Source organism: Edaphobacter modestus, assembly GCF_004217555.1.
Classification (GTDB): domain Bacteria; phylum Acidobacteriota; class Terriglobia; order Terriglobales; family Acidobacteriaceae; genus Edaphobacter; species Edaphobacter modestus.
This window is the reverse complement of the sequence record NZ_SHKW01000001.1, coordinates 5,275,275-5,297,888: the sequence shown is the minus strand read 5'-3', so window position 1 is coordinate 5,297,888 and position 22,614 is coordinate 5,275,275. Positions and strand designations below refer to the sequence as shown.

Genomic DNA, 22,614 nt, shown 5'->3' with positions numbered 1-22,614 from the left:
TTTTGGCAGACAACAAATTTAGCGCAGCCAGATATCGTAGGGGGAATCAATCTGGAAGTAAGTTACTCCCAGCTGACGTGCACGCTCAACGTCGGCATGTGCTGCTGCCATCGGATCGGGCTTCGCCGCATAGTGATATTCATTGATCGACACCACAACGGGAATTCCCGCACGCTTGGCAAGCTCCATGCTCTTCTCGTTGAGTGATGTTCCGTGCTCAAAGAGGAAGTAGGTCTTCGAGAGGTCCTCGCCCGAATCCAACTTCTTTACCAACTCGCCTTCGCTCATGCTGATCATGGCTTTGCCTTTGAAGTAGTCGCGTGTCTCAGCGGTCCCGATAAATAGAGCGTTCTTCAGAAGGCCGTTCTTCTTAAGAGTCTGTTCCATCGACTCGTAGTAAGCCTCCGAATGGCCCGGCTGTTTTGTGTCGATCATGAGCTGAATCTTGCCTTTGCAGAGAGCCGCAAATTCGCTGAACTCTAAAGGGTGGGACTGATCTGCGGGAGATGTCAGCTTGCTGATCTCGTCCATCGTCAACTGGCTCGGCAGCCGGGGAACGCCGAAATCTCTAAAAGACATGTGGTGCACGACGATGTGACCGTCCTTGGTCTCGTCGAGATCGATCTCCAGCATCCAGTAACCTCGGCTGATCGCTTCTTTCGCGGCTCCGGCGGAGTTTTCAGGATGGCGGTCATCTACAACGCCTCCACGGTGACCAATGATCTTGATAGGTTCCTTCGCGTAAGCGTCGGCCATGGTGAACGATGCAAGGATCAGAGCAATAGACCAGTGGGCGACAGTGGAGCGCAGTGCATTTCTTTTGAACATATGAATCCTCAGGGGCTGGATCGATCTTCAGATCAAAATGAAGAAGGTTGTGGGGAAGGCAGTTTTTGGCCCTCCTCATACTGGAATGGATCACTCTGAGAGATGGCCTAGAACATAATCTTCAGAGCAAGCTGGATCTGACGAGGTGCGTTGATCTGCGAAGAGATCACGCCGAAAGTTGCGCTGGAGACGCTGGTATCGGGAGCTCCAAACTGAGGTGTATTGAAGGCATTGAACGCTTCGGCTCTGAACTCCGTCTTGACGTTCTCGTTGACTGAGAACTGCTTGAAGATCGAGAAATCAAGATTACGCAGTCCGGGAGACCGTAGGTAACCCGATGTGCGCGACATGTTGCCGAAGGTGTAGATGGCAGGCTGAGAGAAGTTCGATGTCTTGAAATATCGATTCAGCTTGTCTTCCACTCGTCCGTCGATTCTTGCATCCTGACCATTAGTGTTCGGACGTTCGCCGGGATTCAAAATATTGGCAACGTTATTGGCAGAGAACGCCAAGGGATTTCCGTTGTGAGCCGATAGGATTCCATTCATCTGGTATCCACCCAGCAAGTTATCTACAAGGCGGTTCCAGGAACCACCGAAACGCTTGCCGCGACCGAAAGGAAGAGCGTAGACGCCGCTGATAACTAGGTTGCGAGAGACGTCAAAAGTAGAAAGTGAGTAAGAGTCCTGCTTGAGCGGGATGCTTGCATCCTGATATACGCCATTGGTGCCGTAGTTGCCCGCGAAACCAACGGAGTTGTCATCCAGAGATTTGCTTCCCGTGTAGGACAGAAGAAGCGTTGCACCCTGGCTGAATCTCTTCTCGACGCGGACCTGCAAAGAGTCGTAACGCGAGATGGCTCCTGCAACGACAATGCCCCCCACGCTTGTGAACTGAGGATAGGGGGACAGGAGATATCTTCGCTGAATCGTCGCGCCGGAGATGGGGCCAACGATCTGCACCTGCCCTTTAAGAGGATTGGGAACGGAGGTCAACAACTGACCGCCGAGCGCCAGGGCTGAATCGGGAAGCTGATTACAGATCGGAGCGTAAGGCAGTTGAAGCCCACGATTACCGACATACGACACGCCAACTAACCAGCTTTGCGGCAACTGATATTCAAGCCCGAGATTGTAGTTTTCCGTATAGGGCGAAGGCTGCTTGCGAATGCTGGCAGAGATACCTGCGCCGGTGCTTGTGAGAAGACCGAGCGAGCTTCCGGTTACCGGAGTAAAGACGCCTCCTGGGAATGGGTCCGAGAGGTAGTTGTTGGGTGTAGCTCCGTCAATTGTTCCCAGATAGGAGGTGCTTGTACGATAGCCAGTGTTCTGAATCGTCGACGCTGCCTGGTTGGGGTTGTTGGTGAAGAAGATGCCGTAGGCACCGCGAATCACGAGCGGGCGGAACAGATGGTAGGAGAAGCCCACACGGGGCGAGAAATTTGCATACTCCGGGTCGGTTACATTGCGTGGATTGCCATTTACACCGGCGTACTGCAAGCCTCCCTTCAGGCCGGATAGGCCTGAAGTCGCGGCGAGAGGAGAGGGTACATTGAGGTCGAGAAAGGTAGTTTGGTTGTGCCGCTCGGTTCTCGGGACGAAGAGATCGTACCTGAGCCCAAGGTTGAGCGTGAGCTTGTCGGTCGCAGTCCAATCATCTTGTAGATAACCCGCGAAGTAATGGCTGACCGTATTAACTACTTTGAAGTAGTGAACGACGGTTCCCGATCCAAGCCCTAGAAGGAATGAGGCGAATCCGTCTCCCGACGTGCTGGAAGCCGTCAGAGCATTGGGTCCCTGAGTAAAGTTCGTGCCGAAGCTGAAGTTGCCTGAGGCCTGCCCCACCTGGTTGTCGTTGTTGGCAAGAATTCGGAACTCGCCACCGAAGTTGAGAGTGTGGTGTCCTATGATCTTCGTATTATTGATAAGGAATGTATCGGCCAGATAACCCGCCGTACCGATGGAACCAAAGCTTCCAGCTCCAATCTGAAGATATCCAGCAGGGCTGATTGCCGGGAATGTGAGAGCACTCCTGGAAGTAGCAAGCGCCGAAGCTGCCAGATAGCCAGGAAAGCCCAGGGTGGTTGGATCAAATCCGCTGGAAGGAGCTACAGCGTTCTGATAGACGTGGCTGACACCAGCTCTCAACTCAAAAATATAGGTAGGACTTTTGGCAAAGCTATAGTCAAGGCCTGCTCCAATCGCCGGCTGCGAGCTGGTTGTAGAAGGCTGTGCAATTGCAATCTCGGGCGGCAGGAGCGGAGCGAATCCTGAGACAGGATTTCTCTTGGAGAGCCGGAACGACACACGCTGCCGGCTGGAAAGAATCTGATCGACCTTGATGTCGTACTGGTTGATGGTGTACGGAGCCGAACTATTCGCGAAGTAGTTGTTACGACCAAACGTTCCGGGCCGGTTAGGAAGAGGAAAATATTTAAGGATATTGACCGCAACGGGATCGAACCGAGAAGGATCGATCTTGTTTCCCGTAAAGGCCGTTCTGGAATAGCTGGTAGCGCCCGTGGGAGAAACGGTCGCTTTCGTCGTCTTGGGGTCGTAGACGATGATTGGCGCGCCGTTGTTCGTAACATCTGCCGAAAAATCTCCGGCGCGTTCCGCCAGGGTCGGTACGGTCGTCAAGACCGAGGTGGCTTTGCCCTGACGTAGGCCTTCATAGTCGACAAAGAAAAATGTCTTGTCGCGTCCGTGATACAGGCCGGGAATATAGACAGGTCCACCGAGGCTGAAGCCGAACTGGTTGCGCTTGAAACTTGCCAGCTTTACCCCTTGCTGATTGGAGAAGAAATCATTCGCATCCAGATATGAGTTTCGGACGTAGTCGTAGACACTTCCATGCAGATTGTTGGTTCCAGACTTGTAGACCACATTGATGATGCCGCCACCGGTATTCCCAAACTGTGCCGAGAAGTTGCTGGTCTGAACCTTGAACTCCTGCGTGGCGTCTACCGAAGGAAAGATCGCCAGCGAGTTAGAATCATCGGTCGGAGGAGCGGAAGGAACACCGTCGAGAAGCACATCGCTCGAGCCGGCTCGTCCTCCGTTTACGTTAAACTGCATACCGGTGAATGTGGAATTGACGGTTCCAGTCACTCCTGGAACCAGGAGTATCAGGCTGAATGGGTTCCTTTGATTCAGGGGAAGGTTTTCGATGCTTGTATTATTAATGACCTGGCCAACGTCCGATGTCTGGGTCTCGAGCAGCGGAGCCGCAGAGTTGACCTCAACCGTCTCCGCCGTCGAACCGATCTCCAGCGTGAGGTCTAGATGGACGGTTTGGTCCACGTCCAGGACAACACCAGACCGAACGAAGCGCTTAAATCCTGTCGCCTCCGCAAGGACGCTATAAGGGCCCGGAGGCAGGTTCGAGAAGACAAACTGTCCTTCGCCATCCGTCTTTACGGTTGTCGATGTGTGAGTACCTGTATTGGTCACCGTTACCGTCGCACCAGGTATCGTTGCGTCACTCGAATCGCGAGTTGTTCCTACGAGAGAGGCGGTAATTCTTTGCCCCATCGCCGATGACATGCTTCCGAGATAGATAAAGCCAACCACGAGCACGAATCGGATCACCGGGTAAAGTCGTTCAGGCAAGACAGACTTGAGTTTTCTTTGGTGCATACCATCCTCTGAATCAGGTCAAGAATCGTGGAGATGAAATTGTTTTTCACAGCGCATTAACATTTCTTCGAAAGTGGAAAGCACCGAGCCTCATCACACCTCGAAACGTCCCTTCCATCGGACACACTGCAGCGATCACCGCATGGCTCCTCGGTTCAGGCTTGCGGTTGGGATTGTTCGTAGAGTTTGAGGGATCGGCTTTCCTGAAATCAAACTAGGCAGTGCCAATCACAAAAACAAGGTGGCTTGACTGTACTTTTACTGTCGCAACGCATAAGTCCATTGGATATCTTCGATTGCATTGCAGTCTTTACCTGGTGAAATCCCCGGTTATAGACGCAAGCAGTCTGTCTTCATCATGTATTCACAAATTCCATAACGGTCCCTTCTATAATTTTTCTAAGTTCAAATGACATGACGCATGCAACCAAAGAGGCCGATTCTCCAACCCACTCCCTCGAAGGCGATCCGAGATGGCAGTTAGTTGAGAGAATCGTAGCGACTCCAGCATTCGCGCGGTCTGCGCGGCTTTCAAGCCTTCTGATGTATGTCTGTCGACAAAGCATCAGCGGCAGAGGCGCGGAACTTGGCGAACAGATCATCGGAGAGGTCGTCTTTGAACGCGCAGTAGGCTACGATCCCCGCGACGACAACATTGTCCGCTCGCATGCGAGCCGTTTAAGAATCCGGCTCGAATCTTACTTTCGCGAAGAAGGAGCTTTTGAGACGCTTCGTGTGAGCGTCCCGCGAGGTAGTTACGTTGCCGTGTTCGAAAGAGTGGCGCCTGAATCGCCGTTAGCTTCCTTTGATCTCGATTCGGCTAACTTAAAACGCTTAGAGACAGCTCCTCCTGTTGCAGTGCCGGAATCAACTGCACAAAAAAACTACAAAGCTCTGGCGATTTTCTTGACCCTCTGCGTGGTGGTAGAAGGTCTTGCATTCGCATTGGTCCATCTCCGCTCTGCTCATCTAGCCGTGCGGAATGAAACCCCAACGCACAAACTGTGGTCTCAGATGTTCCGCGACAATCAAAACACGCTCATCGTTCCAGCAGATGTCGCCCTGGTGATTGGAAACTTGATCGCAGGTCATTCCGTCGATCTGGCTGAATATGCCAGTGGTCGCTATAGAACAGATGCGATATGTAATAAGCCTTGCGATCGCCGCCTATTGCAGGAGGTTGAGAGTCGACGTTATACCTCAATGGCGGATCTGAAATTTGCAGCTGCGTTGGCTAGACTCCCTGAAGCCCTTCCAGATCGGACACAGATACGTTACGTTCGTGATCTTCAATTGGAAGATTTCAAGCAGTCCAACCTTATTCTTGCCGGGTCACTCATCGCCGACCCTTGGCTTCGTTTGATAGATCATCAGATGAATTTCATCCTGCATGACGACCCATCATTGGGGCCATTGCGTGTGGAGAATCTAAAGCCGAGAGATGGTGAAAAAAGAGAGTATTTTTTCAGAAACGACGATCCGCAAAAGCGCGGTCTAGCTGCAATCTCATTTCTTCCTAATTTAGGTAGAAACGGGAATATTCTGCTCGTCCAGGGGTTTACGCTTGCTGGCACAGATGCCGCGGCTGAGTTTGTTACGAGCGGAAAGGACTTCGACACCCTCTTCAGAGAGTTTTCGGGCAATAACTCTCGACTTCCACACTTTGAGATCTTGCTTCAGACGATGGATGTGAATGGGATGGCATCGCGTCCGATCGTCTTGGCATGGCGTACGTATCCTTAGCCCGCTGATGTAAGAGGGCGATTTGTTTGGTCTCCAATGGCAAGATGTTCGATTTGAGAAAGCTTTGATCGACATCCGAGGTCTCATTGGCACGATAAGATGCAATTCAAACAGCCCACGGATTGGGGTATTCGCCAGTCTGTGGACAGAGGTATTTTTCAACTGGCGATATCAGGTTCTTCATTCCTTGAACCAGCCTGCCGAGCACACTCTGCCCGTACCGCTGACGAAGGCCCCCTTAAGCACCTCGACCGACTCCAGCCCCCATGTATCGATTTTCCGATTCAGGCCCATTTGGATCGACCTAACGCTCGGATCATTATGATGGTCTCACCGGTGGGCTCTCCTTGCTACACCAAGAGTACTTTCCACACGATCGAGGCACAACCTCGGAGAGGCACGGCGCCTCTGACCGACCGTTGCCGCCAACACACTTCATCTGAGTACATTTCTTTATTTCTTTTGGCCAACTCTTTGCAGCGGCTGAGCAAACGACAGTTCGTGGCCGTCCTGATCGAGCATGTGGAAGTAGCGTTCGCCCCAGGACGCGTCGCGTGGGATTTCAAGATGGAATTCTCTCTCCTTCAGATGTGTCCAGAACGCATCCACATCCGTGACGTGGAAGATCAGCCGGCCCCACCGCGGCATCGTGTCACCTTGTTCGAGGTTTAGAATCGCAGATTCTGAATTGTTCGCTTGCAGCGAGGAGAAACTTGCCTCTTCTCCGCCGTAAAGCAGCTCATGCCGGGCACATTTCGGTAAAACTGCACCGACGCTTGCATGTTCAAGACGCGAAACGTGATCGCAGAGATCCTTTCAATTGTTGGCGCCATACGTCGGCAGTGTACGTCGAATTTACTTTTCGGAGGGCATCGGGTGACGATTGAACCTGCTCCAGCCACGGGTTTAGAATCCAGCTGCAGCCACTTCTTAGACTGCGGGAGGTCTGTATGCCCCACTATGAGTTCTTCTGCAAAGCCTGCAAAAAAACATTCGAGAAGATTCTCACCATGGCAGAGCATGACGCGGAAAAGACCGCCTGCCCGCACTGCGGCAGTCACGAGGTAGAACAGTGCTGGTCTGCCTTCTCTGCCGTCACTTCGAAGAAGAGCGCCTGAACACAGCAGCGCCCAAACACAGTACGGGGAGGTGCGTGTGCACTTCTACAAATTTTCCTTCGGCGCCCTCCGGATCGACGGCACCACGTACGAGCAGGACGTGGTGATCGACTGCGGGGAGATCCGCAAACGCAAGAAGTCGCCGTCCAAGAGATTCCGTGACGAGTTTGGACATACACCCTTGTCCATCGAAGAAAAGATACCCTGGAAATGCCACCGGCTTGTGATCGGCACCGGAGCGTGGGCGTTTGCCAATTATGAAAGAAGTGAAACGGGAGGCGGAACGCCGCCACGTCGAGTTGGTCATCGTACCGACCAGTGAGGCCATCCGGCTAATGGAAAAGGAGTCCGCGGCAAACGCCATTCTCCACGTGACCTGTTAGCCAGCGTGCGATAACTCATGGGGCGTCGGCAAACAGTAAGCTAAGCGGTTGCTTTCGGGTTTCCCGTCGGTTAGCGTTCCCTATTTTCCCAGGGACTTGACCGCAAGGTTTTGGCCTACGGGGATTACCGTCACTGCGAACGGGGTTCCGGCATCGTCCCCTTAGTATTGGTTTTGGGGAATAGCATTCTCGGCCGCCCCATCCAGAAGCGATTGCTCGCGCGGGTGAGAAGGCCAACGCTGCGGGCCTGAAGACGCGCACGCGCCTCCTGATATGGCCCGACATACCGGAGAGTACCGGGTATCCTTCGGTAAAAGAGCGGCAGCCAGCGCAGGGCACAAGCCGCGGCACGTTCTTCTCGCTCGCTGTACGGCAGCGCAAACGCTTCGCGGAGCCCATCAGGCATCCATGCAGCTGTGAGCGCACGGTACCAATGTGGAACCGGTACCCAGGATCCGCGGCCGTGGAGTATACGGTGCGCCATCTCTCGCGAAAGCTTGTTCACACCAAGCGTGTTCGATGCCCACATCGCTCGATTGTAGGCGTTGAAGGCAGACCAATCCGCAGGCAAGGCACTCGCTGGTATTCCGAACAGCGTCGCCAACGTTTTGCTCTCGTCGTAATACGCCTCCTGCTCAGCGAGTGAGAGTGGTGGCAGAACGCTTTCATATGCGAGCAAGGCGCTCTCTACCAGCGTCGCATAGACCCAGCGAAGTGCCTCGACTTCGTTTGCCTCATAATGCGAACCGCGCCCGTATACGGCGACGGATTCGGAAATCTCTCCCTGGACACGTGTATGCAATTGATAGAGGTAGCGGGAACTTGCTAGTGCCTGCTCGAGGGTGCCAAATATCATGGTGAACACAACACGGAAGGTGTTGTGAAATCTCCCAAGTGGATCTGACCTGAGGTTTGAGTGTTGATCGAGCGCTGCCGCAACCCAGGGATGCGCTAGTTGGAGCAACGCTGCCCGTCCGGCGCCTAAAAACAACGCTGATTCTCGATTGACCTTCCAGCCAATCGAGGATGGTCCGAAGATGCCAGTACGTGGGTCAGAGATACGATTTGCGACAGTAGTCCACAACTGGGAGATGTCTTCTCTGGATACGGGTGAACGACTAGTTTCCATACTCCCTTAGATTCAGAACGGCGTTCTATTGTACGGCGTTGTCTCCATGGCACCTCGCTAGCCTCCCGAGCTCCGGTAGGTTCGAATGGAATGAGCGCCATCGCCCTATCGATATGGATAAAAGCATCGAACTGCCCGGTCAGCCGGCCGTGAAAGCAACGACTGAGGCGTGCCGTTTCCGGCCGATAAATCACACCGATCGCCCGCTCAAAACGTGGCTTATTCAAAGCCTGAATCACGCCACCGTTGTGCAACAAAAGAAGAATATTTAGCTGGGTGAACTACGCGTCCTAGTCCTGCAAGACGTAAAGTTCCGGGCGGGAAAGCAACTCTGCTATGGTCCGAAAAAGGTGAGCCAGATCGTCAAGTGGACGGAACCAGCTTCGATGATGGGTCCAACGGTCTCCGATGTCACCTATACCTACGACGTGAAAGTTACTCGGGATTGGGCGCAGAAGCCGAAGATCCAAGCAGCATTTTCCCGACATCACAGCCCCGCTCGCAAATGCGAATAAGTCGCAGTTTCACTGCGGCTTTGATTCTTACAAACAAAGGCTGGGGAGTCGGCCACTCAAGAACCAAGAACTCAATAGGGCAGGTGCTGATTCAGCATCGGCTTTTTTCTCAATCGAGGACATCGAGGCAACGTGAAATTCACAACGTATCAATATGCCGATATCTCAAATGGTCTACGTAAGCGAAACCGATTGGGAGCTGATGACGAATCCGGCGGCTGCACACCATATGGCGGAGCATGATGACGGAATTACGTCGTTCTTCTTTTGTCCTCCAATCCGGAGGATGTTGAACGCTTTAAGAGGAACGCTGTCGCATTTGGTTTCAGCGAGCGATCATCGCCATCATGCTCGAGCTCTCACGGCCGGGCATCCCTTATGTTCGCTTCGACGCGGACGGTCAGGATATCGAGGCTTGTTCACGCTGCAGGACGGGCATGACGCGAGAAATGCTGTGAAGACTCTCGCGAGCCCGTGAAGCAAGATCACCGTTGCGCCCGATTCTCTTCAGGACGGCCTGCAGGTCCGTATTGGCATTGCCCTGGGTAATTGCTTCGTTCTGCGAGAAGCAGCTTTGCGGAAACCTCATCGAGCTCATCGCCAATCCCTTCTAAAATATCCACCACGCGACCGACGACTGCTTCCAACAAGCCAGACATAGCGGCATAGGAAGATGTCAGATACCCGCCTTCCTTCGCCGCACGCGCAACGAAGTTCTTGAATGGCGTTGGGTCTGCATATCTCAACGTGACCAACCTCGCTGGCGTAAGAATGAAGGTAGCGGCAATGAGTACAGGCGATGGCCTGGCGGTTACGCCCAGAATCCTTATGGTCATGATGATCGCATCGCCGTCGTGGTAGAGCTGACTGCTGCTTTCGACCTCACGCATCTCTTCGCGGCTCGGAACGTCAATCCCGATAAGTGCTTCTACCGCAAGCTCCTCTTTTTTCGTAGGCTCCATCATGTCGATCCAGACTGCATCCGCCAGTCGAGTGGGCTCGGCGGAGCCATCGAGCCTATGCAGGAGACCGTCCCGGGACGTGTAAATGTTCAGCATGTAACCCGCGGTATTTTCCGCAGCAAACGCTACGTTAGCACTGTCTTCACCCGCTAGACCTCTGTTGGATGTGGTGCGCTACATAAGGGAAGAATAGGTAGATGCAGGTTATGTCGTGTGAAGTTGGCCGTAGAATGGCCTGACCGTGCAAAAAGCATAAACAACAGGAAGCCGTTTCTGCCCATCATTTCTCTAATCAGAGTGGAAGGTTTTATTGTTTGGCTTCTGGCTATCTTCTATCCATCCCAGAATTTTGCGGCAAATCTGAGTACACGCCACTGGAAGAACACTGCGCTTGAGATGAGACCGATCGGGCAAGAAGTTACTCGGTGGGGCGGGGAGCGAAGTAGCCTGTGTGGACGCGGACCTTGTAGCGGCGGTCGAAGGCGTGGAGGTTAATGGTGCGGAAGGAACCGTCATTCTTGAAGGCCGCAGGGCGGTAGATCAAAGAGTATTGGCTCCGGAGCTCCTCTTCAATTTTGTTGAAGCCGGTGGCTACATCCTCGATGCGGACGGGGTAGAAGGCCTGACCACCGGTGGCGTCGGAGATGACGCGGAGTACCTCGTCGCCCCTATTTTTGCCGGGGCTAATGTTGGTGCTGATGGCGTAGACGAGGGTCTCAGCGCGCTGGCACATTTTGATAGCGTCGGACGCCTGGGAACGACTGTAGTTATCGTCGCCATCGGAAACAAGGACCAGGATGCGGCGGAAGGCACCTTCTTCTCGAAGGGTAAGCATCTGGTCTCGGCAGGCCTTGTGGAGGGCATCGAAGAGCGCTGTTCCGCCACCGGGGCGCAGCTTGCGGATGCCCTGATTGAGAAGGGCGATGTTGTCGGTGAAGCCCTGAGCCAAGTCGGCCTTGATGTCAAAGCCCTCTACGAAGGCGAGGTCGCCGCGATGCAGTATCTGATGCAGGAACTCGACGGCAGAGTCCTGCTCGAACTGGAAGCGCTGGCGGATGGAACTGGAGGTGTCCAGCATGATGCCGACGCGGAGAGGGAGATTAGTCTCTTGGGTGAAGCTGAGTACGGCGACCGGAGGACGGCCGTCGTCGAGCAGACCGAAGCTCTCGCGTTTGAGGCCAGTGATGAAGCGGCCCTTTTTGTCGGTGACGGTGAAGATGAGGTTTACTTCGTTGGCCTGAACTTTGATAGTCGTCATGGGCCCGATGGAGGAAGGTTTCGCGGGGTCAGGAGTTTGTAGAGGGGGCGAGGTCTGCCGAACAACTACAGGGGACTGCGAAACAGGGGCGGCCTGGGAGCCTGGAGGCGAGGCGCTGAGGAGGAGAGTAAGGACGATGGTAGTGGTTGCGCCTAGCCGGGGTGCAGGCTGGTTGCGGAAGGTGACTCTCACGCGGTTGATTCTACCGGAACGATGGGTAAACGGACCTGCTCCCGAGAACCCTTAGTAGTACAAGCTGGATCTGTCTTGTAATGGGCCTCCCCGGAAAGCGATCGGAGTCTTACCCACCAAATCAATCATCATCTCTGTTACACGCATCATTGAGGATGTTTCCCCCGGACCATTGAAACCCTTGCGCATTCGTCCCTGCCTCACCATTCCTGGCAGCATCGGCATTCACCCGCTCCGGGTCCGCACCGATATACTGCGCAATATCAGGCCGGTACAATCTTCGCAAAGTCTTTCGCGGAGTGCTCACGCTTGTGCACGAACACGTGCAAGTGGCATAGCCATCCGTGGCAACTGAAGGTCACGGTCTCGAGATGCCCTTTGTATTCTCGCTCAGGCAAGAGGTTGGGGATGGCTGTGGGTATGAATGTTTCGCCATGGCGAGAGAGGAGCAGGGCCGACATCCCTAACGACTGCTCGGTCGGTATCGGTAGAATCTAGCGTCGCAATTCATACGGCGGAAAGGGCAGAGGAAGATCAGCGTCAGAAGTCGATCCAATCCTCGGCGTCGCGAATGTCGAAGGTCCTGTCCATAACATTCTGGACATTTCATGCTAAACCACCTGGCAGAAAGAGTTACACAACCACAAAACAAACATGCGAATGCCTCAATTATGCGACTTCGAGCTAGAATTTGCTATTTTCAGCGTCCAGTATCTTTCATTTGGTCTGGTTAGCCATATCGACCCACGCACAACCTCGATTGCATATTCAAGAGCCTGGCAATCTTTCCCGCTTCTTGTCGGCGAAATAAAAGCGAAGCAACAAGAGAGTGTGGCTATGAAAACATCAGAAGTCCGTAAGAACCTAACAGCGAATTGGGGGACTTATTTCAGCGGCCACACTATTTTGCCGGCATGATGATAAGCCAGATTGGCAATATGGCCTGCTCTCGCGGCGGCAATTCCAGTTTCAACCGGCGCGTTCGGTTGTCTGCGCGTCTTGATGCAGTCAAAGAAATTTCTCATGTGTGGCGTCGTCCCGTCTTCAAAGCTCTCTTCCCTTGAAACGGGATTGCGATCTCCCTTCACATTCTCGCGAAAGATACTCATCCCCGCACGCGAGATCTTCAGTGTAGCCTCCGTACCTCGAAACTCGAGTCCGCCATCGTCAATGGAAGAACTCATCATCCCCTCGTACACCACACCAAATCCCGGATAGCGTAGCGCTGCCTGGATGGTGTCGGGACAGTCCCAGTCCTTGAAGATGTATTTGTCTCCAAGCATGAAGGCCGTGGTAGGTTCGTCGGCCTTCATCGCCCATTGCACCACATCGATCCAATGTGCGAACAGGTCTGTCATCGCGCCGCCTCCGAAGTCCCAATACCACCGCCAGCGGTTGTACTTCTCCAGGCTGAACGGCTGATCCGGAGCTCCGCCGAGCCATTGCTTCCAGTCGAGCTGGGCCACGTCGACCGGTTTCGGCGCCCAGCTGGAACCATAATTCTGCCACCAATAGGTCCGAACCTGTGTGATTCGGCCCAGAGAACCGCCCTGGATAAGATCGACCGCGTTGCGGAAGTGAACCCAGCTCCTTTGCTGCATGCCACACTGGAGGATCTGCTTGCTGGACCTTACTGCCCGGCCGAGGGTTGCTCCCTCCTCAATCGTGTGAGTCACCGGCTTCTCAAGATAGACGTCTTTACCTGCAGCCAGCGCGTCGACAGCGATACGGACGTGCCAATGGTCGGGTGTCGCGATGATGACGGCATCGACAGTGTTGTCGTCCAACACGTTGCGGTAATCCACGTGCGTGGCTGCCATTGCAGCGGATGGACGGGTTTTCACCTCATCGCGCCGCGGGGTATATACGTCGCTTATCGCTGCAATCTCGAACGGCAGCCCTGTATTTTCAGCCGAACTGAGCAGCGATTGCATTCGTCCACCGGCGCCAATCACGCCGATCCTGAGCCTGTCATTCGCACCAAAAGCTCTTGTAGAAGCAACCGCGGTTAATCCTCCAGCAATAAGAAAACTGCGACGATCTGTCTTATAATTCATGCCATTCCTATTGATCCGAGTTTTGAGGATAGTACCAAAGGTCCAGTCGAAATCAATTTACAAGAAGCGGCCCGCGAAGTGGGACCAAGAATGACTTGTCCGACGACAAATGCCGGTCAGATGCATGGGCGACGTGCTGTTCATGGTCGTGTCGAGCAGGTCCTTTTCCGTAAGATGAGCAACCATCACGAATCGCAGGCTGTTTCCTCGCTTCCGAAAAGTGCATAGCCAACCTCATCCTTTTTTGAGGATATTTGACAAGGAGTTCCCATAAAAGCCGTCTGCCGGACAGGAAAGAGAAGATGCAGGCATGATGTACCTGATCCCATCTGCGGATCCGATCTCCATCTTTACAATGGCTTCGTTCAGACACTCGAACAGGGAGATATTCCGCTATGTCTGGCTATTGGCGCACATTTACGTGGAGATGATGTTTGCGTTTCGGCTAATGCGATGGAGAACTCGCCCAGGATCTCGCGAGACGCGGGTATAACATTGCAGCTTCACTGGAGGACTCTTTCCCTGAGGTACGATCTTCGTGACAGAACGAACATTTGCGGGTGTTAACCATGGATTTGGAAGAGGTAAGAACGTAGCTGAGACCGCGATTGTTCCAAGTGACAACATGGAGAGAACCCTGTTCGTTGCTATGGAAGGTAATACCGTTCGATTGTATGGCCGTACCGCCTGAGGCAATAGAGAGGTGTTCCGGGCCGACGAGCATACTGACCACATCATGAGCCAAACGGAAAGACAACAGAGCGGCCTGCTCGTTCCCTACTGTGACGAGTCTACCGCCGGTGAGTTTGTATTTGGCTTTATCCTCAGCCGCCATGCCGGCATCCGCCATGCGAAACGGAAAGGGTAATCTGCTGGCAAACCACGAAGACACTACTTGTGAAGAGCCAGAAGTGACATCCAAAGGTATAACGTTTTGTTCGAGTTGCTGATGCGAGAGTACGGCTGCCTGGACCATCGTATCAATATTGTCTTTTCGGTGTCGGGAAAAGACGAACAATCCGATAACAACCATCACCAATACGGCGGCAACCACAGGTAGCATTTGAAGTTGAGCAGCCTTTGCGGGTTTGAGTGAAACCGATGTAGGGCCGACAGAGCTGCGTGTCTCCCGTATCCTGGTAAGCACCGCATTTCGCAGGGAGTGAGGTGCCGTTATTGAAGGACGGCAGGAGCGGATGTGCAAGGAGTAAGCTTCTGCATCCTCCAAAGACTGTCGGCAAATGACGCAAAGCTTCAGATGGGAGAACAGATCTTCCTTCTCCTCTTTCACGAGCTCTCCGTCTACATAAAGCTGAATTCGCGCGTAGTACTCTGTGCAGCTGCTCACGCTCTCCTACCTTCCAGATTCCTGGTGCATGCCATATCCTTCCATAAGAAGAACCCGCAGCTTAGCGCGTGCTCTACCGAGGCGCGACATCACAGTTCCGGCCGGACAATTCAGGACAGTGGCAATCTCCTGATAGGAGAGCTCCTCAAACTCACGCAGCACGAGGATCTCCTGAAACTCCGATGGCAATTTGCTAATGGCACCCCTGATGCGACTAGCATTTTCTTCGCTCTCCAAAATCTCATGAGCATCCCGCATGTTCCCCACTAGTCCTTCAACAAGATAACTATCGGCATCTACCTCGACAAGCTGAGGTCGAGTGCGATGCTTGCGCAGTTCATTCAACCAGAGATTGCGAAGAATGGTGAAAAGCCATCCTCTCACATTACTATTCTCCCTCAACCGGTTGAATGCTTCGATGGCGCGAACATACGTTTCCTGCACCAAGTCTTCGGCCTCAACCTTGCTACGTGTGAGCACGAGAGCATAGCGGTACAAACTATCTATGTGTTCAATCCCGAAAGCTTCAGTCGATGCCATTGTGTCCGTGATAAACATCTAGCATCATTTTCTATCTTGCAAAGGAATTCGCAAAACCTTGCAAAGCGAGACAATTCCGAGACAATTGCACTCCTCCGGTCTCCTATAATCTAACCTCCATACATCCACAGCAACTTCAGTTGCGGCAATCGCCTGAGATATCCAGCAGATGAAATAACGGCGCGAAGGAAATGCTGCCATTGTCCTGCGGCGCGACACATACTCCACTTCGGTCGAAGTCTTCTAACTATAAAGCCCGGTCTAGGCCGAACGAAGTTATTGCAGGTGTATGGTATGCACCACAGCAATTTCCCTTTCTTAGGAAGCGAAGGCTCGCCCCTTTGATTCTTTGCTTGCTTAGACGGTATTCAGGCTATTGAATAGAAGATGGCCAATACGTCAATAGCACTCCCTAATAATCGAAAACAAAATTTTAGCTGGCTCGGTGTCCTAACTCTTTTTTGTCTCGATAGCGTTTAATGGGCCGGTTGGCAGCCAAACGCCTGACTCTCATGCAGGACCGCCCCATCTCGAAAAGCGTGGGAGTGCGACGCAACTCATCGTCGAGGGCAGGCCCTTTCTGGTTCTTGGGGAGAATTGCATAATTCCAGTCCCTCCAGTATCGAGCATATGAAATCCGTCCGGCCGTAGCTTGCGGCGATGCATCTGAATACTGTGTTGTCGCTCGTTGCATGGGAGACGATCGAGCATGAAGAGGGAAGATTTGATTTCAAAGACGTGGATGGACTCCTTGAAGGAGCCCGTGAAAACAACCTCAAGCTTGTCGTTCTATGGTTTGGTCCTGGAAAAACCCTTACTCCAGCTAGGTGCCAGCGTGGGTGAAGATCAACACGCAGCGGTTCCCGCGTGTCCAGACCAGCGATGGTCGAGGTACAGAGCGCCTGTCGCCATTCAGTACGGCCGCTCGAGATGCGGACGCGCGCGCCTTCGCGAAAAACTGATGCATCACCTGCGGGAGGCGGATGGCGACACGCACACTGTCATCATGATGCAAGTCGAAAATGAGGTTGGGGGGAAGGTATACACGTCCTGACAATCCACTCTTCATTCCTGAGACGCAAGGGGGTGCAACAGGTGCCGCCAATGCGCTGTATGCCTTCGGACATCTATCGGCCATCGGCTTCTCTCCCGTTGGCATCGATGATCAAGGGAATGCTCCGCTCGATCTGGTGGGCATAACCAATCCTTCGGAGCGTTTGGATAATTCCGCCATAACTAATGTGTGTATTCCCATCTGTACAGACTGGCGCCGATGATCCTGGAAAAGCAAGAAGCAGGAGGCGTAACCGCCGCGCTCGTAGAGGGCGAAGCGCAGCGATCGGCAAGGCTGTCCACAGGCGGCTATATCGCCAATATTGTTCGGGCAGGAGGTTCATCTGGTGTGAGAGCTCGAATCGCTGCAATGTTTCTTCAAACAGGTCCGAACGAATTTATTGTTACTGGCAGCGGGATGCTCATATCACCTTCTCGACAAACCTGGGTCGCCCATCGTTGGCATTGAGAGTATTGATTGAAGAGTCCTTTGAGAACGGAGCCTGGGTGCCAAGAAGGCGGCTCAACGGCGACGAGAACTCTCAGGGACAGGCTTTGAGGCTTTATGACACTGATTTTTGGCCCAAGGTAGGGTTATAGAGTGCGCTTTATAGCTATCGCTAACTGAGCAGCGAAACTGGCAGAGCTTTCGACCGCTATTCAAGCGCAGGATTGCCTTGATGATTCGGCTTATCACAATAGATGGAGTCAGAGAATCTTTGACCGTCGGACCTAAGGGATTTTCGCCGGTTCGATCATCCCTTTCGCCAGAATTCCCTCGTCTTCGCCTGCCGCACCGATCATCATAAGATTTACCCGAGCAGCATCCTGCGTCATAGGCACTGTCGCGTCCAACACTACAGGTTTTATCGGATCCACTCTCTCAATTTCTTGCCTGGCAACTTCTAGACCATGCTCGTTGAAAAATAAAGCGACCAGCGTTCCCGGAACAAATACCGAGAAGCCGCCATGGAGATGCACTCCCTTCCCCTCATGTGTCGCATTCAATCGATCGACGACCACGCCCGATGAATGCATTTCCTGTGGCTTCGCCATGATTGCCATCGGATGCCAAACGGTATCGAGCGCATGGCTTTCTCCTGGCCGTAGTGTCACGATCGGCGAGTTGATCTCCGCCTCCATGTAGAACGGCGTTGTCGCCTGCGATACCGCTGCAATCGTTGCAGTACCGTTTGCATCAAAGTGGACCGATGGCCCGTTCTTGTAGAAGATCACCGTTGTCTTGCCCGGGTAGTTCCCACCTTGAGTGACTTCGAAGCTCTCCACCATACCGTAGTGGCTTGCCTTGTCGACGACGGCAAGCCACCCGGCCGTCGTATCGAGCCACACCTCGTTGCCGAAATGGGTCCAGTGAAGAAGAAACAGATCGTCCGAGACGGAGAATGCAGGATCCTCCGCCAGTCCGTAGCGAACGTGATATCCGTCCGGAAACGACGAAGCTGGATTGCGCGGCGTGATAGCCCAGAGGTCATGGTTATAATCCCCTGGCTTCGACGGATCCTCGAGATCATATTGCGACACTGACTGAATCGACCATGTAATAGGGTGCGCCGTCGCATTCTCCATCACTGCATGGAACTTTATCTCAGGAGTGGCGGCGCCCAGGCTGACCGTGCGAATAATCCTGAGACCCGTGATGTTGTCCGGTTGTCCCGTAAGCCGCACGACGCACTCCTTACCTTGAGAGAGAACCTCGAAGCGATACGGAAGATCATCGATCGCCGTCGACTGGATCACCCAGTGGTTCTCATCCTGCGAGCCTTCGGGCATAGGCCAGATCTTGTCTCCGCCATAGTTGATCCAATCACCCTTTGCCTCCGTCGGCGAGATATACTTGCCGCGAAAGCGCGGGTTCACGAAGAGATAGGGATGTCCGTTGAATTCGACCTGCATCAGGCGCCCGCCCAGGCCAGGAACGAAGGTCAGTGTCACCCAGCGGTTAGAGACCTTCTGGTCCGGCCATCCCATGTAAGATCCGGGACGAACCGAGCAGGGGCTGGGAGTATTGGCCGGCTGTGCGTGCACAGACATCGGAAGCGTAGCGAAAGCGATAAGCGCAACGGGAACAAGGCGGGATTTCATTGGCGACCAGGCCCTTTCGGCGGCATTACATGTGTCGATTTTCAATATCGACTGCACGAGCAAACCGGACGGGTTGGATACGCGACATTCGAATCCATATCCAACCCGACCGCTGTCTAGAAGTAGAGTTTTAGAGCGACCTGCATAATACGCGGATCGTTCGCCGACGTGATGTAGCCGAAGCCTCCGACACCCTGATTGTTCCAGAGGCCAGAGGGTGTGTTGAATTGAGCGTGATTGAAGACATTGAATGCTTCGGCGCGGAACTGCACATAGACCTCCTCGCGGATATCGAACTTACGCGAGAGTGCGAGGTCGGTGTTATTGAGACCCGGCCCATGGAAGAACCGTCGCCGCGAGCTTCCGAACTGTCCGAGCGGTTCCTGGGAGAAGAGATCAGTATTGAAGTAAGGTTGCCCGCTGCGCGGATTCTTGTTGTTGTACAACCGCCCCGGAGTATAGTCCGGGAGATCTGCGCTGGTCCCGGTCAACGATTGATCGTCGTTTTCAGACAACGTGATAGGAAGGCCAGTCGCAAGCGTTGTCACACCCGAGACAGACCATCCTTCGGCAATATATGCCACCACGCCATGCTGGTTCGGCGTGAGCAGATCGAAGGGCAGTTGCACCGTATAGCTGCCGACAAAGTTGTGGGTGGCGTCGTAGTTCGACAGTCCCCAGCTGAGCGAGGGGTTGAGGACGTTGGTGCGATCCGTCTGTGCCGACGCATTATCGAAGGAACGGGCGAAGGTATAGCCCAGCAGGAAGTCGTAACGCTTGCTCGAGTGCTGCAACGATGCCTGCAGGGAGTTGTAGTTGGATGAGGCCGTCGTTCGCATGTACGGATTCGACCCGAAGTCGAGACCCAACACCCTGGTTCCGTTGACGACGCTGCCGTTACTGAGGGTATAAAGATTTGTTTCGAGACCGGGCCCGCACGGCGTCTGGCCTGGAGCCAGCTTATCCTTCGTCAAAGAGAGACAGAGCGCAGCATCGCCGGGATTTGACTCTTCCTGGGTGATCAGCTTGCGGCCCTGGTTCCCCACGTAGTTCATGCTGAACACGGTCTTACTGCCGAGGCTGCGCTGGAAGCCCAGATAGTAGCTCTCGACATAAGGCAACACATTCTTCGAATCAAAGAGAGCCGAACCGGAGATCGGAAGCACCTGTGACCAGTCGAAGGTAGTATCGGGGTTGTTCTTCGACACGTTGGTAGGAGGGAAGTTAAAGGGGAAACGCTGGCCCTCGTTGTTTCCCGTCGCGCGATCGATGTATGGTGTCTCGAGCATCGGTTGCACGGGGCTGTAGTAGAACAGGCCATACGGCGCGTCACCGACCTCGATAAAGCCGGTCGCGTCCTGAATGTTCGTATAGAAGAGACCGAACCCACCTCGCATCGTGAAGTTTCCAGGGCCACCGGTGATCTTCGACAGCAGGCCATCGGTCTTACTGGGCGAGTAGTTGAAGCCGAAACGCGGAGCGAAGTTGTTCCATCGTACCGGTGCGAGCGTGCGCGGAACACCGGGATCGCCTGGCACCAAATAGCCTGGAGGAGCCCCCGGGAAGACGACCGACTGCACGCCGGGGACCAGCGTCTCCAACTTGTTCTGCGTGTCATACCAGGGAGTCGAGACCTCATATCGCAGACCGTAGTTCAATGTAAGGTTCGAAGTAACCCGCCACGAGTCCTGCGCGAATGCCCCGAAGTAGTGACTCCTCGAATCGAGAATCTGCGGACTCGCCTGAATGAAGTAGTTTGGCGCTCCAATCAGAAGGTCGGCGACGTCACTGCCGGTCTCCTGCCCGTTGAACCCAAATTGACCGTTGGGAGCATAGAAGTTCCGTTCGTTGATCTGATCGTAGTGATAGTTGATTCCGTAGTGGAGGTTGTGAGTCCCAATTGTCTTCGAGTAGCTCTCCAGTACCTGGAACATGTTGTTGTACTGCCCAAGCGTATCCGTGGGGGTCCCGAAGCTGAAGTTGTTCAGGCCGACGTTGGGAACGCCGCTGAGAGCGGGGTTGATGTTCGAAAAACCACCAGTAGGACCCCACGGTGTCGTAAACCCGAGGGAAGAGAGTGAGACCCCTGTGCCTCCCGATGGATTGCCCAGGTGATTGACAACGCGCATGTACGTGAAGCGGAGATCGTTGACAGCGGTGCCGTGGACGGTCGTCGTCAGACCAAGGTTGATCATCTGCGCACGGCCGTTGTTATCGGAGGTAAAACCAGGTACATTCACACCGCTGCCATACGGATCGCTCAGCGTGAAATTATCGACGAAGTAATAGCCAAAGAGATTTCCTAATCGCGTATTCAGGTCGCCCCGTATGCTGCCTTTGTAATCGGTCAGGTGCGCCGAAGCCGCCGAGGTTTCAAAGTAGCTATTCGCAGTGTTGCTTTGCGGAACATACTGCAGCAGGCCGGCAGCTGCCGGGGACCATGCCGAGCGAGGAATTACCGCATTCGGAAAGACACAGGTGGCGGTCGTACATCCCGCCGTGTAATAGGGTTCGCCGCTAGCGACCGTGTAGCCGAGTCTCTTCGACAACACTTGGGCCCATCCTGCACCCTGCACGGTCGAGTTCATCGGCGAATCACCCCCATTGAAAAAGTCACCGTTACGATTGTCTTCGGTCGGCACTTGAAAATTTTGTGTCGCTCCGCGTATCTGCTTGGTGCCCTGAAAATCCGCAAAAAAGAACGCCTTGTTCTTGCGGATCGGACCGCCGATCACACCACCGAATATGTTCTGAATGAAGGTGCCGCGCTGTGAGGAGAAGTAGTTGCGTGCATCAAGATCCGTATTGCGCAGAAAATTGAAAACATCGCCGTGAAAACCATTCGTGCCGGATTTGGTGACGACATTGACCTCTCCGCCACTGAAGTTACCGTACTCGGCGTCGAAGTTGTTGGTGATGATGCGGAACTCGGCGATGGAATCCAGGTTCGGGATTATGGCCGCTCCGTTATAAACGCCTTCATTAGCATCCGCTCCATTAATCATGTACCCGTTGGACGCCTCTCGGCCTCCATTCACGGACACGTTGCCCGGATTCAGATCGCCGGAGACAGTACGCCCGTTCTCCGAAGTTCCCTTATAAGGCGATACGCCCGGCTGAAGCGAAAGCAGATCAGTGAACGATCTACCGTTCAAGGGCATCGCGGTCATCTTGCTGCTCTCGATAACCTGACCGAGCTGCGTCGTCTGCGTCTCGACTACCAGTTCGTCGGCCCGCACCTCTTGAGTCTCGTTGTTCGATCCGATCTGCACAGTGAGCTCGATGCGGATCGCCGAGTTCGCGTCGACCTTTATTCCCGTTGCCTCGTAGGTCCGAAAGCCAGTGGGAGCGGTTGACACCGTGTAGGTTCCGACATTCAGGGCGGGGAAGGTGTAGAAGCCGGCGCCGTCGGCGGTCGCCATCTGACTGATGCCTGTTGCCTCGTTTCTAATGGTGACCTTAGCTCCTGAGATATAGGCGCCGGTAGGGTCCACAACGTGTCCTGAGATTGATCCCGTAATGGCTGCACGCAGTGTCGTAGTCCCCAGGACGAGGACGAGACATGCAAGCAGTATTCTGCGAATGTACTGAGGCATGATGATCTCCTTATTTTTTTGTTCTAACGGTGCGAATCGCGAGTTTTGCTTCCATTCTGTTGCTGTATACGAGAGGGGGTTCTATTGCTGTCGTCGTCAGTACAACTTGTTGCGGATGTGACTCATCCCCTCTTCATGTTTGTTTAGTCCT

17 protein-coding genes are annotated in these 22,614 nt (G+C 53.8%); 5 read left to right on the top strand and 12 right to left on the bottom strand.

Translation table 11 applies throughout. The features are described from left to right. Positions 1-18: 18 nt before the first annotated feature. Together BDD14_RS22290 and BDD14_RS22285 are read right to left on the bottom strand one after the other, a co-directional pair. A complete protein-coding gene (locus BDD14_RS22290; protein WP_130421354.1) occupies positions 19-828 on the bottom strand; it encodes a glycerophosphodiester phosphodiesterase in 810 nt (269 codons plus the stop codon). 107 nt (positions 829-935) lie between these two features. Then, positions 936-4,466, bottom strand: coding sequence for a TonB-dependent receptor (locus tag BDD14_RS22285; protein ID WP_130421352.1), 3,531 nt, complete (start codon positions 4,464-4,466; stop codon positions 936-938). 414 nt (positions 4,467-4,880) lie between these two features. Between BDD14_RS22285 and BDD14_RS22280 the strand changes: the two genes are divergently transcribed. Next, on the top strand, positions 4,881-6,209 hold the full coding sequence (locus BDD14_RS22280; protein ID WP_130421350.1) for a hypothetical protein: 1,329 nt from the start codon (positions 4,881-4,883) through the stop codon (positions 6,207-6,209). A 453-nt stretch (positions 6,210-6,662) separates the two neighbouring features. Here BDD14_RS22280 and BDD14_RS32525 read toward each other — a convergent pair whose 3' ends face one another. Then, positions 6,663-6,857: a VOC family protein gene (locus BDD14_RS32525; RefSeq protein ID WP_207231798.1), complete on the bottom strand. Its 195-nt coding sequence runs from the start codon at positions 6,855-6,857 to the stop codon at positions 6,663-6,665. A gap of 302 nt (positions 6,858-7,159) precedes the next feature. Between BDD14_RS32525 and BDD14_RS22270 the strand changes: the two genes are divergently transcribed. Together BDD14_RS22270 and BDD14_RS22265 are read left to right on the top strand one after the other, a co-directional pair. Continuing rightward, entirely contained in the window at positions 7,160-7,327 is a 168-nt protein-coding gene (locus BDD14_RS22270) for an FmdB family zinc ribbon protein (protein ID WP_130421348.1), read from the top strand. A 37-nt stretch (positions 7,328-7,364) separates the two neighbouring features. Beyond that, positions 7,365-7,649 carry a hypothetical protein gene (locus tag BDD14_RS22265; protein WP_207231797.1) on the top strand — a complete coding sequence of 95 codons (285 nt, stop codon included), beginning with the start codon at positions 7,365-7,367 and terminating at the stop codon, positions 7,647-7,649. Between the two features lie 191 nt (positions 7,650-7,840). On the opposite strand, the gene BDD14_RS22260 is transcribed toward BDD14_RS22265, so the two are convergent. The 7 genes from BDD14_RS22260 to BDD14_RS22230 all read right to left on the bottom strand — a co-directional run bounded on the left by BDD14_RS22260 (position 7,841) and on the right by BDD14_RS22230 (position 15,729). After that, positions 7,841-8,794: an oxygenase MpaB family protein gene (locus BDD14_RS22260; RefSeq protein ID WP_165420196.1), complete on the bottom strand. Its 954-nt coding sequence runs from the start codon at positions 8,792-8,794 to the stop codon at positions 7,841-7,843. Beyond that, the gene (locus BDD14_RS34615) at positions 8,692-9,093 is read right to left on the bottom strand and encodes an erythromycin esterase family protein (RefSeq protein ID WP_423201811.1); all 402 of its coding nucleotides are present in this window, start codon (positions 9,091-9,093) and stop codon (positions 8,692-8,694) included. Before BDD14_RS34615 ends, BDD14_RS22260 begins: the two co-directional genes overlap by 103 nt. A gap of 746 nt (positions 9,094-9,839) precedes the next feature. Continuing rightward, on the bottom strand, positions 9,840-10,412 hold the full coding sequence (locus tag BDD14_RS22250) for a CorA family divalent cation transporter (protein ID WP_130421344.1): 573 nt from the start codon (positions 10,410-10,412) through the stop codon (positions 9,840-9,842). Between the two features lie 322 nt (positions 10,413-10,734). Further along, positions 10,735-11,766 carry a VWA domain-containing protein gene (locus BDD14_RS22245; protein ID WP_242618129.1) on the bottom strand — a complete coding sequence of 344 codons (1,032 nt, stop codon included), beginning with the start codon at positions 11,764-11,766 and terminating at the stop codon, positions 10,735-10,737. A gap of 884 nt (positions 11,767-12,650) precedes the next feature. Beyond that, positions 12,651-13,823, bottom strand: coding sequence for a Gfo/Idh/MocA family protein (locus BDD14_RS22240; RefSeq protein ID WP_130421342.1), 1,173 nt, complete (start codon positions 13,821-13,823; stop codon positions 12,651-12,653). A gap of 445 nt (positions 13,824-14,268) precedes the next feature. After that, positions 14,269-15,171 (bottom strand): zf-HC2 domain-containing protein, encoded by a 903-nt coding sequence (locus tag BDD14_RS22235; protein ID WP_130421340.1) that lies wholly within the window; start codon positions 15,169-15,171, stop codon positions 14,269-14,271. 6 nt (positions 15,172-15,177) lie between these two features. Next, entirely contained in the window at positions 15,178-15,729 is a 552-nt protein-coding gene (locus BDD14_RS22230; RefSeq protein WP_130421338.1) for a sigma-70 family RNA polymerase sigma factor, read from the bottom strand. Between the two features lie 1,225 nt (positions 15,730-16,954). Here BDD14_RS22230 and BDD14_RS34610 point away from each other — a divergent pair. After that, positions 16,955-17,233, top strand: coding sequence for a DUF5597 domain-containing protein (locus BDD14_RS34610; protein ID WP_423201763.1), 279 nt, complete (start codon positions 16,955-16,957; stop codon positions 17,231-17,233). Beyond that, on the top strand, positions 17,161-17,364 hold the full coding sequence (locus BDD14_RS34605) for a DUF5597 domain-containing protein (protein WP_423201810.1): 204 nt from the start codon (positions 17,161-17,163) through the stop codon (positions 17,362-17,364). The genes BDD14_RS34610 and BDD14_RS34605 overlap by 73 nt, the downstream gene beginning before the upstream one ends. Positions 17,365-17,496: 132 nt before the next feature. Here BDD14_RS34605 and BDD14_RS22220 read toward each other — a convergent pair whose 3' ends face one another. Both BDD14_RS22220 and BDD14_RS22215 read right to left on the bottom strand, forming a co-directional pair. Beyond that, entirely contained in the window at positions 17,497-18,753 is a 1,257-nt protein-coding gene (locus BDD14_RS22220; RefSeq protein ID WP_242618127.1) for a DUF4380 domain-containing protein, read from the bottom strand. A 230-nt stretch (positions 18,754-18,983) separates the two neighbouring features. Beyond that, positions 18,984-22,463, bottom strand: coding sequence for an outer membrane beta-barrel protein (locus BDD14_RS22215; protein WP_130421334.1), 3,480 nt, complete (start codon positions 22,461-22,463; stop codon positions 18,984-18,986). Positions 22,464-22,614: the final 151 nt, after the last annotated feature.

Excerpts from the sequence above, each read along its gene's own strand:
- BDD14_RS22250 (WP_130421344.1), bottom strand. The coding sequence starts at position 10,412 with ATGCTGAACATTTACACGTCCCGGGACGGTCTCCTGCATAGGCTCGAT.
- BDD14_RS22280 (WP_130421350.1), top strand. The coding sequence starts at position 4,881 with ATGACGCATGCAACCAAAGAGGCCGATTCTCCAACCCACTCCCTCGAA.
- BDD14_RS22290 (WP_130421354.1), bottom strand. The coding sequence starts at position 828 with ATGTTCAAAAGAAATGCACTGCGCTCCACTGTCGCCCACTGGTCTATT.
- BDD14_RS22215 (WP_130421334.1), bottom strand. The coding sequence starts at position 22,463 with ATGCCTCAGTACATTCGCAGAATACTGCTTGCATGTCTCGTCCTCGTC.
- BDD14_RS22240 (WP_130421342.1), bottom strand. The coding sequence starts at position 13,823 with ATGAATTATAAGACAGATCGTCGCAGTTTTCTTATTGCTGGAGGATTA.
- BDD14_RS22285 (WP_130421352.1), bottom strand. The coding sequence starts at position 4,466 with ATGCACCAAAGAAAACTCAAGTCTGTCTTGCCTGAACGACTTTACCCG.
- BDD14_RS22230 (WP_130421338.1), bottom strand. The coding sequence starts at position 15,729 with ATGTTTATCACGGACACAATGGCATCGACTGAAGCTTTCGGGATTGAA.
- BDD14_RS32525 (WP_207231798.1), bottom strand. The coding sequence starts at position 6,857 with ATGCCGCGGTGGGGCCGGCTGATCTTCCACGTCACGGATGTGGATGCG.
- BDD14_RS22270 (WP_130421348.1), top strand. The coding sequence starts at position 7,160 with ATGCCCCACTATGAGTTCTTCTGCAAAGCCTGCAAAAAAACATTCGAG.
- BDD14_RS22220 (WP_242618127.1), bottom strand. The coding sequence starts at position 18,753 with ATGGGATGGCCGGACCAGAAGGTCTCTAACCGCTGGGTGACACTGACC.